Annotated in this window: 15 protein-coding genes; 12 read left to right on the forward strand and 3 right to left on the reverse strand. The window is 64.0% G+C overall.

Annotation, left to right across the window (positions count from 1 at the left end; genetic code table 11):
* The first annotated feature begins 29 nt into the window (after positions 1 to 29).
* The 9 genes from NTD88_RS28355 (at position 30) to NTD88_RS28395 (ending at position 9,372) form a co-directional block, all read left to right on the forward strand.
* Positions 30 to 740 (forward strand): response regulator, encoded by a 711-nt coding sequence (locus tag NTD88_RS28355; protein ID WP_262153761.1) that lies wholly within the window; start codon positions 30 to 32, stop codon positions 738 to 740.
* A gap of 19 nt (positions 741 to 759) precedes the next feature.
* Positions 760 to 2,178 carry an ATP-binding protein gene (locus tag NTD88_RS28360; protein WP_262153766.1) on the forward strand — a complete coding sequence of 473 codons (1,419 nt, stop codon included), beginning with the start codon at positions 760 to 762 and terminating at the stop codon, positions 2,176 to 2,178.
* A gap of 138 nt (positions 2,179 to 2,316) precedes the next feature.
* Complete coding sequence (locus tag NTD88_RS28365; RefSeq protein WP_262153762.1) at positions 2,317 to 3,183, forward strand: alpha/beta fold hydrolase; 867 nt, start codon at positions 2,317 to 2,319, stop codon at positions 3,181 to 3,183.
* Positions 3,183 to 3,605, forward strand: a complete 423-nt coding sequence (locus NTD88_RS28370; protein WP_095154261.1) for a MarR family winged helix-turn-helix transcriptional regulator — start codon at positions 3,183 to 3,185, stop codon at positions 3,603 to 3,605. Before NTD88_RS28365 ends, NTD88_RS28370 begins: the two co-directional genes overlap by 1 nt.
* Before the next feature lie 121 nt (positions 3,606 to 3,726).
* Positions 3,727 to 4,989 carry an ABC transporter substrate-binding protein gene (locus NTD88_RS28375; protein ID WP_262191782.1) on the forward strand — a complete coding sequence of 421 codons (1,263 nt, stop codon included), beginning with the start codon at positions 3,727 to 3,729 and terminating at the stop codon, positions 4,987 to 4,989.
* Between the two features lie 95 nt (positions 4,990 to 5,084).
* The gene (locus NTD88_RS28380; protein ID WP_175651125.1) at positions 5,085 to 5,993 is read left to right on the forward strand and encodes a carbohydrate ABC transporter permease; all 909 of its coding nucleotides are present in this window, start codon (positions 5,085 to 5,087) and stop codon (positions 5,991 to 5,993) included.
* Positions 5,986 to 6,816 (forward strand): carbohydrate ABC transporter permease, encoded by an 831-nt coding sequence (locus NTD88_RS28385; RefSeq protein ID WP_095154258.1) that lies wholly within the window; start codon positions 5,986 to 5,988, stop codon positions 6,814 to 6,816. The genes NTD88_RS28380 and NTD88_RS28385 overlap by 8 nt, the downstream gene beginning before the upstream one ends.
* 3 nt (positions 6,817 to 6,819) lie before the next feature.
* Complete coding sequence (locus tag NTD88_RS28390) at positions 6,820 to 7,974, forward strand: ABC transporter ATP-binding protein (protein WP_262155051.1); 1,155 nt, start codon at positions 6,820 to 6,822, stop codon at positions 7,972 to 7,974.
* Between the two features lie 54 nt (positions 7,975 to 8,028).
* Positions 8,029 to 9,372: a carbohydrate porin gene (locus tag NTD88_RS28395; protein ID WP_262155052.1), complete on the forward strand. Its 1,344-nt coding sequence runs from the start codon at positions 8,029 to 8,031 to the stop codon at positions 9,370 to 9,372.
* A 64-nt stretch (positions 9,373 to 9,436) separates the two neighbouring features.
* Here the strand turns inward: NTD88_RS28395 and NTD88_RS28400 are convergent, their stop codons facing one another.
* On the reverse strand, positions 9,437 to 10,297 hold the full coding sequence (locus NTD88_RS28400) for a MurR/RpiR family transcriptional regulator (RefSeq protein ID WP_262155062.1): 861 nt from the start codon (positions 10,295 to 10,297) through the stop codon (positions 9,437 to 9,439).
* Positions 10,298 to 10,506: 209 nt separating this feature from the next.
* Here NTD88_RS28400 and zwf point away from each other — a divergent pair, with 209 nt between their 5' ends.
* Genes zwf through NTD88_RS28415 form a run of 3 tightly spaced genes read left to right on the forward strand, consistent with a single transcriptional unit; the run spans position 10,507 to position 13,370 of the window.
* Entirely contained in the window at positions 10,507 to 11,976 is a 1,470-nt protein-coding gene (gene zwf, locus NTD88_RS28405) for a glucose-6-phosphate dehydrogenase (protein ID WP_095154254.1), read from the forward strand.
* Positions 11,963 to 12,676 (forward strand): 6-phosphogluconolactonase, encoded by a 714-nt coding sequence (pgl, locus tag NTD88_RS28410; protein ID WP_262155053.1) that lies wholly within the window; start codon positions 11,963 to 11,965, stop codon positions 12,674 to 12,676. Before zwf ends, pgl begins: the two co-directional genes overlap by 14 nt.
* Before the next feature lie 16 nt (positions 12,677 to 12,692).
* Entirely contained in the window at positions 12,693 to 13,370 is a 678-nt protein-coding gene (locus NTD88_RS28415) for a bifunctional 4-hydroxy-2-oxoglutarate aldolase/2-dehydro-3-deoxy-phosphogluconate aldolase (RefSeq protein ID WP_095154252.1), read from the forward strand.
* Between the two features lie 83 nt (positions 13,371 to 13,453).
* Here the strand turns inward: NTD88_RS28415 and NTD88_RS28420 are convergent, their stop codons facing one another.
* Positions 13,454 to 13,813, reverse strand: a complete 360-nt coding sequence (locus NTD88_RS28420; RefSeq protein ID WP_095154251.1) for a DUF6384 family protein — start codon at positions 13,811 to 13,813, stop codon at positions 13,454 to 13,456.
* Between the two features lie 93 nt (positions 13,814 to 13,906).
* Complete coding sequence (locus NTD88_RS28425; RefSeq protein WP_262191783.1) at positions 13,907 to 15,238, reverse strand: hypothetical protein; 1,332 nt, start codon at positions 15,236 to 15,238, stop codon at positions 13,907 to 13,909.
* Positions 15,239 to 15,353: the final 115 nt, after the last annotated feature.

Raw genomic sequence — 15,353 nt, forward strand, 5'->3', positions numbered from 1 at the left:
TGCGCATCGACAGACAAGGACCCGCCGTTGTGAGCAAGTCGATTCTGCTGGTCGACGACGACCAGGAAATCCGTGAATTGCTGCAGACCTACCTGAGCCGCAGCGGCTTCCAGGTACAGGCCGTCGCCGATGGAAAAGGCTTTCGCCAGGCGCTGGATGCCGGCGCCTGCGACCTGGTGATCCTCGACGTTATGCTGCCCGACGAAGACGGTTTCAGCCTGTGCCGCTGGGTGCGCCAGCACCCGCGTCAGGCCCAGGTGCCGATCATCATGCTGACCGCCAGCTCCGACGAAGCCGACCGGATCATCGGCCTGGAACTGGGTGCCGACGACTATCTCGGCAAACCGTTCAGCCCGCGCGAGTTGCTGGCGCGGATCAAGGCGCTGTTGCGCCGCGCCGGCTTCCAGGCGCCGGGGGGCGAGGTGCTGGTCTTCGATGAGTGGCGCCTGGACACGGTCAGCCACCGCCTGTTCCACCGCGACGGCGAGGAAGTGATTCTGTCCGGCGCCGACTTCGCCTTGCTCAAGCTGTTTCTCGATCACCCGCAGCAGATCCTCGACCGCGACACCATCGGCAACGCCACTCGAGGCCGCGAGCCGATGCCGCTGGACCGGATCATCGACATGGCGGTCAGCCGCCTGCGCCAGCGTCTGCGCGACACCGACAAGCCGCCGCGGCTGATCCGCACCGTGCGCGGCAGCGGCTACCTGCTGGCGGCCAGCGTTGCGCCCTCGCACTGAGGGTCGCGGGCGGTTGTCGCTGCCGCGTTCGCTGCTGGGGCGGATGCTGCTGCTGACCCTGCTGGTGGTGTTGGTGGCGCAGGGGCTGTCGAGTTTCATCTGGCTCTCGCAATTGCGCGCCAGCCAGCGCGAAGGCCTGGTGGCCAGCGCCCACAGCCTGGCCCATTCGATGAGCGCCAGCGTCAGCTACTTTCGCTCGCTGCCGTTGGCGTACCGCCCGCTGGTGCTCGACCAGCTGCGCAGCATGGGCGGCACGCGCTTCTTCGTTTCCCTCAATGACCGGCCGCTGGACATGCGCGTGCTGCCCTCGACCCCGCGCAAGCAAGCGGTGGTGTCGGCGGTGGACGAGGTGCTGCGCCAGCGCCTGGGCGAGGCGATGCAGATCTCCGTCGAGTTCGTCAGCCCGCAGGACCTGCGCATCTTCAACAGCGGCCTGAAACTGGACGAACTGCCGCGCTCCTGGGCGCACTACGCGCTGACCCTGGAGCCGGTCGATCCGCCGGTGCTGGTGACCCAGATCCGCCTGGCCGAGGGCGAATGGCTGTACATCGCCTCGCTGCTGCCCGAGCCCTACACCAGCCTCGAAGACGAAGGCCTGCCGCGCCAGCAGGTGTGGTTTATCGCCCTGACCAGCTTCTTCCTGCTGCTGTTCATCGGCCTGCTGGTGCACTGGCAGAGCCGCCCGCTCAAGCGCCTGGCCCTGGCCGCGCGGGAGATGTCGCTGGGCGCCGAGGTCGAGCCGGTGGTGGAGGGCGGCGGCAGCGAAGTAGTGGAAGTGGCGCGGGCCTTCAACGCCATGCGCGAGCGCATCAGCCGTTACCTCACTGAGCGCAGCCAACTGTTCAGCGCGATTTCCCATGACCTGCGCACGCCCATCACCCGCTTGCGCCTGCGCGTCGAGTTGCTGGAAGACGAGGCGGTGCAAGCCAAGTTCGGGCGGGACCTCGACGAGCTGGAGATGCTGGTCAAGGGCGCCCTTCAATGTGTGAAAGACACCGATATCCACGAAAACATCGAGCCGATTGACCTCGACCTGATGCTGGAATGCCTGGTCGAACCGTACCTGGCCAGTGGGCGGGTCACGGTGCAGGGCCGGGTGGAGGCGCCGTACCCCGGCAAACCGCTGGCGTTGCGGCGCTGTATCGGCAACCTGATCGACAACGCGCTGAAGTATGGCGAGCGCGCTCACCTGCGGATCATCGACAGCGCCCACAGCTTCGTGCTTCAGGTCGATGACGAAGGACCGGGGGTGCCGGCGCAGCAGTTGGAGCAGGTGTTCGAACCGCATTTCCGCCTGGCCGGGCAGCAGCAGGGCTATGGGCTGGGATTGGGGATTGCGCGGAATATCGCCCATAGCCATGGGGGCGAGGTGAGCCTGCGTAATCTGCGGGAGGGTGGGTTGCGGGTGACCTTGAGTTTGCCCCGGTATTTGGGGTGATCTTTAGGGCCTTATCGCTGGCTTGCCAGCGATGAGGCCCTGAAAACCAGCAGGTGACCCGAGAAATATCAGCGACTCGCCAGTCATTATTTCGCATGTTAAATAATAGCTTTGCACTCATCCCTTCCAGGCCCCGCCATGACCAAAACCTCCCACGCGATCACCTGTTCCGACGGCCTTATCCTCCGCGCCACGCTGTTCGGCGATCCCAATACCGGCAAGGCGCTGGTGCTGCTCAATCCCGCCACTGGCGTCACCGAGCGCATGTACGCGGCGTTCGCCAGCTACCTCGCCGAACAGGGTTTCCTGGCCCTGACCTACAACTACCGCGGTGTGCAGGTCGGCACGCCGGCCAAGGCGGTCGATGCCGGGTTCAGCACCTGGGCCGACCTCGACGTCGAGGCCGTGACCCACTGGGCGGCGCGGGAATTTCCCGACCTGCCGCTGCTGGCCGTCGGGCACAGTTTCGGCGGTCACGCGTTCGGCTTGTGCGAGAGCAGCCGGCTGCTCAGCGGCGCGGTGATGATCACCTCGCAGGCCGGCTGCCTGCGCTTTATCCGGCCAACCGCCGAACGCCTGCGGGTGACCGCCTTGCTCAAGCTGATCGGTCCGTTCTGCGCGCGGGTGCTCGGTTATGTGCCGGGTCGCAAACTGGGCATCGGCGAAGACCTGCCGGCCAAGGTGATGCTGGAATGGAGCCGCTGGACCTCGCTGCCCAATTACTTTTTCGATGACCCGGCGATGAACGCCGTCGCGCGTTTCCGCAGGCCCAGGATGCCGGTGCTGTCGATCGGCTTCGAAGATGATCCGTGGGCGCCCGCCGAAGCCATCGACCTGATGAGCAGCCACCTCACCGATTGCACCGTCGAGCGCCGCCAATACGGCCCGGCGGACAGCAACGGCCAGGCCATCGGTCACCTCGGGTTTTTCCGCGACCGTCACGCCAGCACGCTGTGGCCGGTGGTCAGCCAGTGGTTGGCGCAACGCCTCGAGGTGCGCGCCTGATGACATTCGATCGTCGTTACATGTACCTGCTCAACACCGCGCAGAAGCGCTTGCGCCGGCACCTTGAGCAGCGCGCGGAAAGCCGCGCCGGGATCAGCGTGGTGCAGGCCGGCGCGCTGTTCGCCCTGCTGCGCCAGGACGGCGCCTTGAGCACGGAGCTGGCCAGCCAATTGGATATCGCGCCGTCGGCGATGACCGGGCTGGCCGATCGCATGCTGCGCGCGGGCCTGCTGGAACGCCGGGTCGATGAGCAGGACAAACGCATCAACCGGCTCTGGCTGACGGCGCATGGTCGCGACGTGGCGTTGACTGCGCAGGGCGAGCTGGCGCCGCTGAACCACAATCTGACCGAGGGTTTCAGCGACGCGGAAATGCAAGTGGTGTCGCGCTGGCTGGCGGCGGTGAGCGAGCGTTTCGGCTGAATGTCACCGGCTGGTGACATTTGCGCGTCCCTTCGTTACGTCGCGGCGCGGCAGGCTGATTAGACTCCAGACAAACGCCCGCCACTGTGCCGGCCATAACAACAAGAAAAGGTCTTTGCCGATGAATGCGCTTACCCGCCTCGCCGCCGTCGTGTCCCTCGCTTCCCTGTTCCCGCTCAGCGCCCTGGCCGATGATCCCGGCACGGTGGAAGTGCTGCATTGGTGGACCTCGGGCGGGGAAGCCAAAGCGGTGGAAACCCTGAAGGAACAGGTGAAGAAAGACGGTTTCATCTGGAAGGACAACGCCGTCGCGGGCGGCGGCGGTGCCGCGGCCATGACCGTGCTCAAGACCCGCGCCATCTCCGGCAACCCACCCGCCGCCGCGCAGATCAAGGGCCCGGACATCCAGGAGTGGGGCGCGCTGGGCCTGCTCACCGAGCTGGACGATGTGGCCGTGGCCAACAAATGGGACAGCCTGCTGCCGCCGAAAGTCGCCGAGATCATGAAGTACGACGGTCACTACGTTGCGGTGCCGGTGAACATCCACCGGGTCAACTGGCTGTGGATCAACCCGCAGGTGTTCGACAAGGCCGGCGCCAAGGTGCCGACCACCCTCGACGAACTGTTCGCCGCCGCCGACAAGCTCAAGGCCGCCGGCTTCATTCCCCTGGCCCACGGTGGCCAGCCGTGGCAGGACAGCACCGTGTTCGAGGATGTGGCGCTGAGCATCCTCGGTCCGAAGACGTATCACGCGGCCTTCGTTGATCTGGATGAGAAGACCCTGACCGGCGCGCAGATGGTCGAGGTCTTCGCCACCCTCAAGCGGCTCGCCACCTACATGGACCCGAACCGCGCCGGGCGCGACTGGAATATCGCTGCTGCCGAAGTGATCAGCGGCAAGGCCGGCATGCAGATCATGGGCGACTGGGCCAAGAGCGAATGGACCGCCGCCGGCAAGGTTGCGGGCAAGGATTACCAGTGCGTGCCGTTCCCCGGCACCCAGGGCAGCTTCGCCTACAACATCGATTCGCTGGCGATGTTCAAGCTGAAGAACGCCAACGACATCAAGGCCCAGAACGACCTGGCCAAGGTCGCCCTGGAGCCTGAATTCCAGACCGTGTTCAACCAGAACAAAGGCTCGCTGCCGGTGCGCCAGGACATGGACATCAGCCAGTTCGACGCCTGCACGCAGAAGTCCGCGGCGGACTTCAAAGATGCGGCCAAGGGTGATGGCCTGCAACCGAGCATGGCGCACAACATGGCCACCAGCCTGGCGGTGCAGGGGGCGATCTTCGATGTCGTCACCAACTTCCTCAATGACCCCGCTGCCGAGCCGGCGACGGCGGTGAAGCAACTGAGCGCGGCGATCAAAGCGGCCCGTTAGGTGGCCCATCGCGAGCAAGCTCGCTCCTACAAACCCTGTAGGAGCGAGCTTGCTCGCGATGGGTCGTAACGCGACCCCGTCATCGGGACTTAATCATGAACACTGCAATCGCCCTACGGCGAGCCTCCCCCCTGGACGCCCTCCAGCGCTGGCTGCCGAAACTGGTCCTGGCTCCCAGCATGTTGATCGTGCTGGTGGGCTTCTACGGCTACATCCTCTGGACCTTCGTCCTGTCCTTCACCAACTCCAGTTTCATGCCCAGCTACAAGTGGGTCGGGCTGGCCCAGTACGCGCGGCTGATGGACAACGACCGCTGGTGGGTGGCGAGCAAGAACCTGCTGCTGTTCGGCGGCCTGTTCATCAGCATCAGCCTGGTGGTCGGGGTGCTGCTGGCGGTGCTGCTGGATCAGCGCATCCGCCGCGAAGGCTTTATCCGCACGGTTTATCTGTACCCCATGGCGCTGTCGATGATCGTCACCGGCACCGCCTGGAAATGGCTGCTCAATCCCGGTCTTGGCCTGGACAAACTGCTGCGCGATTGGGGCTGGGAGGGCTTTCGCCTCGACTGGCTGGTGGACCCCGACCGGGTCGTCTACTGCCTGGTGATCGCGGCCGTCTGGCAGGCGTCGGGCTTTGTCATGGCGCTGTTTCTCGCCGGGCTGCGCGGCGTCGATCCGTCGATCATCCGCGCCGCCCAGGTCGACGGCGCGAGCCTGCCGCGCATCTACCTGCGCATCGTCCTGCCGAGCCTGCGCCCGGTGTTTTTCAGTGCGCTGATGATCCTCTCCCACATCGCGATCAAGAGCTTCGACCTGGTCGCGGCGATGACGGCGGGCGGACCCGGCTATGCCTCGGACCTGCCGGCGATGTTCATGTACGCCTTCACCTTCAGCCGCGGGCAGATGGGCATGGGCTCGGCCAGCGCGATCCTGATGCTCGGCGCGATCCTCTCGATCCTGGTGCCGTACCTGTATTCGGAACTGCGGGGCAAACGCCATGACTAGCTCGTTGCGCCTGAGTCGCCTGGCCATCTACGCCACCCTGTTGCTGGCCTGCGCGGTGTACCTGATCCCGCTGTTGGTGATGCTACTGACCAGCTTCAAGACCCCGGACGATATCCGCACCGGCAACCTGCTCAGTTGGCCCGAAGTGATCACCGGCATCGGCTGGATCAAGGCCTGGGACACGGTGGGCGGCTATTTCTGGAACTCGGTGAAGATCACCGTGCCGGCGGTGCTGATCTCGACCCTGGTCGGCGCGCTCAACGGCTATGTGCTATCGATGTGGCGCTTCCGTGGTTCGCAACTGTTCTTCGGCCTGCTGCTGTTCGGCTGCTTCCTGCCGTTCCAGACTGTGCTGCTGCCGGCCTCGTTCACCCTCGGCAAGCTGGGCCTGGCCAGCACCACCACCGGCCTGGTGCTGGTGCACATCGTCTACGGCCTGGCGTTCACCACGCTGTTTTTCCGCAATTACTACTGCAGCATCCCGAGCGCTCTGGTGAGCGCCGCGCGGCTGGATGGCGCGGGCTTCTTCACGATTTTCGGGAGGATCCTGCTGCCCATGTCGGTGCCGATCATCATGGTCTGCCTGATCTGGCAGTTCACCCAGATCTGGAACGACTTTCTCTTCGGCGTGGTGTTCGCCAGCGGCGACGCCCAGCCCATCACCGTGGCCCTGAACAACCTGGTGAACACCAGCACCGGGGTCAAGGAATACAACGTCGACATGGCGGCGGCGATGATCGCCGGACTACCGACCCTGCTGGTCTATGTACTGGCGGGCAAATACTTTCTGCGCGGGCTCACCGCCGGCGCGGTCAAGGGGTGAAACATGGCAACGCTTGAACTGCGCAACGTCAACAAGACCTACGGCAGCGGTCTGCCGGACACCTTGAAAGACATCGAACTGAAGATCGACTCCGGTGAGTTCCTGATCCTCGTTGGCCCGTCCGGCTGCGGCAAATCGACCCTGATGAACTGCATCGCCGGGCTGGAACAGATCAGCGGCGGGGCGATCCTGGTGGACGACGCCGACATCAGCGGCATGAGCCCCAAGGACCGCGATATCGCCATGGTGTTTCAGTCCTACGCGCTGTACCCGACCATGAGCGTGCGCGACAACATCGCCTTCGGTTTGAAGATCCGCAAGATGCCGGCGGCGGCCATCGATGAAGAGGTGGCGCGGGTGTCGCGGCTGTTGCAGATCGAGCACCTGCTGGCGCGCAAGCCCGGCCAGTTGTCCGGCGGCCAGCAGCAGCGCGTGGCGATGGGCCGGGCGCTGGCGCGGCGGCCGCGGATCTACCTGTTCGATGAGCCGCTGTCCAACCTCGACGCCAAGCTGCGGGTGGAGATGCGCACCGAAATCAAGCTGATGCACCAACGCCTGAAAACCACCACGGTCTACGTCACCCACGACCAGATCGAGGCCATGACCCTGGGTGACAAGGTGGCGGTGATGAAGGACGGCGTGATCCAGCAGTTCGGTACGCCGCAACAGATCTACAACGATCCGGCCAACCTGTTCGTCGCCAGCTTCATCGGCTCGCCGCCGATGAACTTCATCCCGTTGCGCCTGCAACGTCGGGAAGGTCGCCTGCTGGCGCTGCTCGACAGCGGCCAGGCCCGCTGCGAGCTGCCATTGGGTATCAGCGAGGCGGGGCTGGAAGAGCGCGATGTGATCCTCGGTATCCGCCCGGAACAGATCAGTCTCGCGCCCACCACAGCCAACGGCCTGCCGACCATTCGCGCCGAGGTGCGGATCACCGAGCCCACCGGGCCGGACCTGCTGGTGTTCGTCACCCTCAACCAGACCAAGGTCTGCTGCCGGCTGTCACCGGACATGCCGGCGCAGGTGGGCGACAGCCTGAACCTGCAATTCGATCCGGCCCGGGTGCTGCTGTTCGACGCAGTCAGCGGCGAACGCCTCGGGGCGGTCGGCAGCTCGCGCAATGCCACTGGCAACGTGGCGCAGTTCAAGGGCCGTTGAACGTTGGCAACAACGCGTGATCACCATCGATAACAAGAAACGAGGAAATAACGGATGGAGTACTTCAAGCGCAGTCTGTCATTGAGCCCGCTGGCGTTGCTGGTGGCCCTCGCCAGTAGCGGGGCGCAGGCCGCCGCGGCCTTCGACCCGTCATCGAAATGGATGAGCGGCGACTGGGGTGGCAGCCGCACCGCGTTGCTGGAAAAGGGCTACGACTTCAGTCTCGACTACGTCGGCGAGGTCGCCGGCAATCTGCATGGCGGCTACAACCACGACCGTACCGCCCGCTACAGCGACCAGTTCGCCCTCGGGGTGAAACTGGATTTGCAGAAGATCCTTGGTTGGCACGACGCCGAGTTCAAGCTGGCGATCACCGAGCGCAGTGGCCGCAACCTGTCCAACGACCGCATCAGCGACCCGCGTGCCGGGCAGTACAGCTCGGTGCAGGAAGTCTGGGGCCGCGGCCAGACCTGGCGGCTGACGCAGATGTGGGTCAAACAGAAGTACTTCGACGGCGCGCTGGATGTGAAAGTCGGCCGCTTCGGCGAAGGCGAGGATTTCAACAGCTTCCCCTGCGACTTCCAGAACCTGGCGTTCTGCGGCTCGCAGGTGGGCAACTGGGTCGGCGGCATCTGGTACAACTGGCCGGTCAGCCAGTGGGCGCTGCGGGTCAAATACAACCTCACCGAGGAATTCTTCGCCCAGGTCGGGGTGTACGAACAGAACCCCTCCAACCTCGACACGGGCAACGGCTTCAAGCTCAGCGGCAGCGGCACCAAGGGCATGATCCTGCCGGTTGAGCTGGTCTGGTCGCCGCGGGTCAACGGCCTGCCGGGGGAATACCGGCTGGGCTACTACTACAGCACCGCCAAGGCCGATGACATCTTCGAAGACATCAACGGCCAGCCCCAAGTGCTGACCCGCGCCGCCAGCCGACAACACTCCAGCAAGCATGGCGCGTGGGTCGTGGCGCAGCAGCAGGTCACCACGCACAACGGCGACGCCGATCGTGGCCTGAGCCTGTTCGCCAACCTCACCGTGCACGACAAGGCCACCAACGTGGTGGACAACTACCAGCAGGTGGGCTTGGTCTACAAAGGTGCTTTCGATGCGCGGCCCAAGGACGATATCGGCTTTGGCGTGGCGCGGATCCACGTCAATGACGACGTGAAGAAGAGGGCGGAGTTGCTGAATGCGGCGAGCGGTATTCAAGACTACGACAACGCGGGGTTCGTGCCGCTGCAACGCACCGAGTACAACGCCGAGCTGTATTACGGCTTCCACGTCACCAACTGGCTGACCGTGCGGCCGAACCTGCAATACATCAAGAGCCCGGGGGCGGTGGACGAGGTTGATAACGCGCTGGTGGCGGGGGTGAAGGTGCAGTCGTCGTTCTGAGGCCGGGTTGTAGTAATTCTACAAACCTTGGGGGCCTCATCGCCGGCAATGAGGCCCTTGAGGATCAACCCAGCTCATCATCCAGCGGATACCGGCTCGCATTCAGGCTTTCCTTGATCTTGCGCAGGTGCGGCTGGAAATCCACGCCGCGGCGCAAGGTCATGCCGGTCGCGAGCACATCCAGTACCGTGAGCTGAATGATCCGTGAGGTCATCGGCATATAGATGTCGGTGTCTTCCGGCAGCGGGATGTTCAGGCTCAGGCTGCTCGCTGCGGCCAGCGGCGAGTTGGCGGCGGTCAGGGCCAGTACCGAGGCGCCGTTGTCGCGGGCCAGGCGGGCGACTTCCACCAGCTCGCGGGTGCGTCCGGTGTAGGAAATGATCACGAATACGTCGCCGGTGTGCGCCACCGACGCCAGCATGCGCTGCATCAGCACGTCGGCGTGGGCCGAGACGGCGAGGTTGAAACGGAAGAATTTGTGCTGCGCATCCAGCGCCACCGGCGCCGAGGCGCCAAGGCCGAAGAAGTGAATCTGGCGGGCCTGGATCAGCATGTCGACGGCGCGGCTGATGATGTTTGGATCAAGTTGCTGGCAGGCCGTGTCCAACGAGGCGATGGCGCTGCCGAAGATCTTCTGGGTGTAGGACGCCGGGCCGTCGTCCGGCTCGACCGCGCGGCTGACGTAGGCGGCGCCGCTGGCCAGGCTCTGCGCCAGTTGCAGCTTGAGTTCCGGGTAGCCACTGACACCGAACGAGCGGCAGAAACGGTTGACCGTCGGCTCACTGACCTTGGACGCCTGGGCCAGCGCCGCGATGCTGAAACGGGTGGCTTGCTGAGGGCTTTGCAGGATGACTTCGGCGACTTTACGCTCGGCCTTGTTCAAATCGTCGAGACGGCCCTGGATCTGCTCCAGCAGGTTTCGCACGCGGTCCATGAGGGTTTCCTTGGGTCAGGGAGGCAGCCACTGGTCGGGGCGTGGCTGTTGTAACGATGGCTTATCGTACTGATGGCACCGTTACTGCACCACTTCAATCTGTCCTACAGGTCAAATGTTGTTGTTTTTACTACATTGATTGTTGATTCCTACGTCTGAAAACGGTATTTCTACGTCCACTTGGTAAAAGAACCGACATTATGTCTTCGATCAGCGTTGAGCCCTGCACCTTTGCCCTGTTCGGCGCCCTCGGCGACCTGGCGTTGCGCAAGCTGTTCCCGGCGCTCTATCAACTGGACCGGGCCGAGCTGCTGCATCCCCAGACTCGCGTGCTCGCCCTGGCCCGCGAAGCCGGCACTGCGCAGCAGCACCTGGCGGCCATCGAAGCGCACCTGCATGAATTCCTCGCACCTGCCGACCTCGACAGCGCCGCCCTGCAGCGTTTCCTGGGGCGGCTGCGTTACCTGCACATGGACTTTCTGCAGGCCCAGGACTACCCGGCGCTGGTCGAGCAGGTCGATCCCGCCGCGCCGCTGATCGCCTACTTCGCCACGCCTGCGGCGGTCTACGGCGGTATTTGCGAGAACCTCGCCAAGGCCGGTCTCAGCGAGCGCACCCGGGTGGTGCTGGAAAAACCCATCGGCCACGACCTGGAGTCGTCGCGGCGGGTCAACGATGCCGTGGCGCAGTTCTTCCCGGAAAACCGCGTCTACCGGATCGACCACTACCTGGGCAAGGAAACGGTGCAGAACCTGATCGCCCTGCGCTTTGCCAACAGCCTGTTCGAAACCCAGTGGAACCAGAATTCCATCTCCCATGTGGAGATCACCGTCGCCGAGAAGGTCGGCATCGAAGGCCGCTGGGGCTACTTCGACAAGGCCGGCCAGTTGCGCGACATGATCCAGAACCACCTGCTGCAACTGCTTTGCCTGATCGCCATGGATCCACCCAGCGACCTGTCGGCCGACAGCATCCGCGACGAGAAGGTCAAGGTGCTCAAGGCACTGGCGCCGATCGGCGGCCAGGGCCTCGGCACCTGTGTGGTGCGCGGTCAGTACATCGCCGGCCACAGCGGCGACAAAGCGGTGCCCGGCTACCTGGAAGAAGACAACGCCAACACCCACAGCGACACCGAGACCTTCGTCGCCCTGCGCGCCGACATCCGCAACTGGCGCTGGGCCGGGGTGCCGTTCTATCTGCGTACCGGCAAGCGCATGCCGCAGAAGCTGTCGCAGATCGTTATCCACTTCAAGGAACCGCAGCACTACATCTTCGCCGCGGAACAGCGTTTGCAGATCGGCAACAAGCTGATCATCCGCCTGCAGCCGGACGAGGGCATCTCGCTGCGGGTCATGACCAAGGAGCAGGGCCTGGACAAGGGCATGCAATTGCGCAGCGGCCCGCTGCAACTGAATTTCTCCGACACCTGGCGCACGGCACGCATCCCCGATGCCTACGAGCGCCTGTTGCTGGAGGTGATGCGCGGCAATCAGAACCTGTTTGTTCGCAAGGATGAAATCGAATATGCGTGGAAATGGTGCGACCAGTTGATCGCTGGCTGGAAACAGTCCGGCGATGCGCCCAAGCCTTATGCGGCGGGCACCTGGGGGCCGATGGCGGCGGTCGCGCTGATTACCCGTGATGGGAGGTCGTGGTATGGCGATATCTGAATTGCAGTGGCCGGCGTCGGTCACCGCCCGTGAGTTCAAGAGTCCGGCGCAGCTTGCGCAACGGTTGGCGGCGGATGTCGCCGAGCGCTTGCGCGCAGCCATCGCCGGGCAGGGCAGGGCGACCTTGGTGGTGTCCGGCGGACGCAGTCCGGTGGCGTTCTTCGAGGCGCTCAGGCACGAGACGCTGGACTGGTCGAAGGTGCTGATCAGCCTCGCCGATGAACGCTGGGTGCCGGTGGAACATGCCGACAGCAACGCTGGCCTGCTGCGCCGTCATCTGCTTCAGGGTGAGGTGGCCAAGGCGCGTTTCCTCGGGCTCTACCGCGCCGCCGCCAACCTCGACGCCGCCGCGCTGGAAGCCGACCAGGCGTTGGCCGAGCTGCCGCCGATCGACGTGCTGGTGCTCGGCATGGGCGATGACGGCCACACCGCCTCGCTGTTCCCTGACAGTCCGAACCTGGCCGAGGGTTTGCGTGCGGACGGAGAGCGTCGTGTTCTGCCGATGCTGGCGCCGAGCGTGCCGCACCAGCGCCTGAGCCTGACCCGGCGACTATTGGCCACAGCCGCTTTCACCGTCTTGTCCGTGCAAGGCGAGGGCAAACTCGCTACGCTGCGCGCCGCGCTGGCTGACGACGACCTGGTGCAGATGCCGATTCGCGCCTTTCTTCACGACCCCCTGGACATCTACTGGTGCCCATGAGCCAAGGATCCCTGTCATGACCACGCTCGAACGCCATACGCCATTGCTCACGATGGCCGAGAAAATCGCCCGGATCGACGCGATCTGCGGCCAGGCGCGCATCCTGCCGGTGATCACCATCGCCCGCGAGGCAGACATCCTGCCGCTGGCCGACGCCTTGGCCGCCGGTGGCATCCGCACGCTGGAAGTGACCTTGCGCTCCGAGCATGGCCTCAAGGCCATCAAGCTGCTGCGTGAGCAGCGCCCGGAACTGTGCATCGGCGCGGGTACGGTGCTGGACCGCAATCTGTTCGCCGCAGTCGAAGAGGCGGGTGCGCAATTTGTGGTCACCCCGGGCATCACCCCGGAAATTCTCCAGGCCGGTGTCGACAGCGATATCCCGCTGCTGCCGGGCATCAGCACGCCTTCGGAAATCATGATGGGCTACGCCCTCGGCTACCGGCGCTTCAAGCTGTTCCCGGCGGAAATCAGCGGCGGCATTGCGGCGATCAAGGCTTATGCCGGCCCCTTCGCCGACGTGCGCTTCTGCCCGACGGGCGGGGTCAAGCCGGACAACCTGAAAAGCTACATGAGCCTGTCCAACGTGATGTGCGTGGGCGGGACCTGGATGCTCGACAGCGGCTGGATCAAGAACGGCGACTGGGCCGCAGTGGAGAAGTGCAGCGCCGAGGCGATGGCGCTGCTGAACGAATAACCATTACGTTGTGTGTTTTTCGGCTTTTTGGGGCGCTTGGTCGGCGCCCCTTTTTTTTATGGGGCTGGAGCACAGCAATCGCCTTAGCGGAAAAAGCTCTTGAGCGAGTGGTACATCCACATTATGAAAAAGAGCAGGGCTAGCCAGTCCAGGCATCTGTGCAAGGTTGAGCTGGTGATCATGAAGGCCAGTTTCTTCGCGGGCGCAGTCAGCGTTGGCGACTCGAAGGTCAGTCGTTGCTTGAAGTATTCCGACACGCCCTGTTCGATCAACTCGTCATTGCATTCGACGCCTTGGCTCTTGTAATACGTCCGAATCCGCTCCGCGACTTCCGCCTCGCGCTTGGCCAGGTCGAGGTGCTCCTCGATTTCCATGCGGCGGTGGCGCAAGTCATCGACGAGCGCCATGGCCCCCATCTGTTCGGCAAGCCGCCCGCCGCTCATTGCCCGGCCTTGGTCAGCAGCGTCCGCACCGGCGCTTTCTGGACGGACTTGGGCATGTTGAGGCCGATGGTGTGCAAGCCGGTGACGGCATGTTCAAGGTATTGGCTCATGGCGTATCCCTGCTGAGGTTGATGTGTGGGCATCGTCGAAAGGCTGGCTTCGATTCTTGAACAGATCGATCAGGTCGTGCTGTTCCAGATTGCGTTTCATGTAGCTTGAGATCAGTTGTGGAATGTCCAGCGACGGCGGGTAGTCCTCGAAGCGTTCGTCGCTATACAGGCAGGCGCAGGGACCTGCGATCGGGGTCATCGTGTGGCAGGCACAATCGCACCGGGCAGGACACTGGAAGTCGCGCATCCGCAGCCCATGCAGCGCATATTGCAGTTCGCGGGCACGGGCATATTGCTCGCCGGCCTTGCGTGTACTGCGCCTCAGGTCCTCTAGTGCGCTGCTCAGCGCCTGCAGTTCTTGCGCGTGCTTGTTGAAGAGTTGCGCTTCGGCCGGGGCCCGGGGCACCAGGCCCTGGATGAATGTCCCCAGGTCGGAGCTCCCGGCCTGGTCGACTATCAGGCTGGCGGCCTTGTGCAGGGCTTCGTCCTGCAGGTCGAGAAGTGGGCGCAAGGTTTGATGGACAATGTTCGCCTTCGACTTGGCGGCGATGATCTGCTTGGCGAGCAGGGTGCGTTTGAACGCCGAAGGGTCGTCTGTCACCGGGCTCAATGCTTCTCTCCACCCCGCCTGCCGGCGTTGCTCAAGCGTGGCGATCCGTTGGGCTTGAACATCGCGGTCGGCCTCGACAGTGCGCGGCATTTCCCTGAGCAACAGTTCATTGCGTTGGTTCTGGGTGAAGTTGATCTTTTTCATCAGCCACGCCACGAGCTTTTGGTGTAGCCAACTGCCTTTGTACCGTTCGATATCGTGCGTGTACTCACGCAGGTAGCTGTAAAAACGGTCGGCCTCATACGCCGGCAGTTTGCTGTCGCGCTCCTCGATCAGGCGCGGAAGGGCCGCTTCCAGGCGCTTGTGGGTGGCGCGCGAGAGTTCCAGCTCTTTGAACAGCGTTATGTAATCAGGGCTGAAGCGATGTTCGCGCCACAATGCGCGCAGCTTGATTTCCCGTTCGGCGACCACGCTCCGGTAGTCCGTGAGCAACGGCAGGATGTCTTCCTCGGCGCGCTCCAGGCGCAGCCACTCGCGGGCCAGCAATTGTTCGCGGTCGCGCAGTAATTGACGAACCTGTTGCTCGCTGGAATTGCTGTGGTAGAAGCGGACCTGGGGCCGTCCGTTCAGCGCGCAGATGACGTCCTGCTTGAGCAGCAGGTCGTTCATGGTGAGCCTCGAAAGTGCTCGTCGCCGTTCGTTGAGAATCAGTTCGTGCTGGCGCGAATTATCTTCGACCAGCGCAAGGAGGGTGCCGGGTGTCATGCGAGAGGAGTGCTCATCAGTGTCCTTTCTTGATGGGGTGCTGCCGGTTCAGTCCCGGTGGGGCCGCGCAACAAGCATCGAACGCAGAATACTGAGATATTCCTCCGGCTGCACC

Origin of the sequence: Pseudomonas sp. 20P_3.2_Bac5 (assembly GCF_025466035.1) — a bacterium.
Classification (GTDB): Bacteria; Pseudomonadota; Gammaproteobacteria; order Pseudomonadales; family Pseudomonadaceae; genus Aquipseudomonas.

What these genes read in the sequence shown, in the direction of transcription:
- NTD88_RS28365 (WP_262153762.1), top strand. Translation starts at nt 2,317, where the DNA reads ATGACCAAAACCTCCCACGCGATCACCTGTTCCGACGGCCTTATCCTC.
- NTD88_RS28370 (WP_095154261.1), top strand. Translation starts at nt 3,183, where the DNA reads ATGACATTCGATCGTCGTTACATGTACCTGCTCAACACCGCGCAGAAG.
- NTD88_RS28375 (WP_262191782.1), top strand. Translation starts at nt 3,727, where the DNA reads ATGAATGCGCTTACCCGCCTCGCCGCCGTCGTGTCCCTCGCTTCCCTG.
- NTD88_RS28380 (WP_175651125.1), top strand. Translation starts at nt 5,085, where the DNA reads ATGAACACTGCAATCGCCCTACGGCGAGCCTCCCCCCTGGACGCCCTC.
- NTD88_RS28385 (WP_095154258.1), top strand. Translation starts at nt 5,986, where the DNA reads ATGACTAGCTCGTTGCGCCTGAGTCGCCTGGCCATCTACGCCACCCTG.
- NTD88_RS28390 (WP_262155051.1), top strand. Translation starts at nt 6,820, where the DNA reads ATGGCAACGCTTGAACTGCGCAACGTCAACAAGACCTACGGCAGCGGT.
- NTD88_RS28395 (WP_262155052.1), top strand. Translation starts at nt 8,029, where the DNA reads ATGGAGTACTTCAAGCGCAGTCTGTCATTGAGCCCGCTGGCGTTGCTG.
- zwf (WP_095154254.1), top strand. Translation starts at nt 10,507, where the DNA reads ATGTCTTCGATCAGCGTTGAGCCCTGCACCTTTGCCCTGTTCGGCGCC.
- pgl (WP_262155053.1), top strand. Translation starts at nt 11,963, where the DNA reads ATGGCGATATCTGAATTGCAGTGGCCGGCGTCGGTCACCGCCCGTGAG.
- NTD88_RS28415 (WP_095154252.1), top strand. Translation starts at nt 12,693, where the DNA reads ATGACCACGCTCGAACGCCATACGCCATTGCTCACGATGGCCGAGAAA.
- NTD88_RS28420 (WP_095154251.1), bottom strand. Translation starts at nt 13,813, where the DNA reads ATGAGCGGCGGGCGGCTTGCCGAACAGATGGGGGCCATGGCGCTCGTC.
- NTD88_RS28425 (WP_262191783.1), bottom strand. Translation starts at nt 15,238, where the DNA reads ATGACACCCGGCACCCTCCTTGCGCTGGTCGAAGATAATTCGCGCCAG.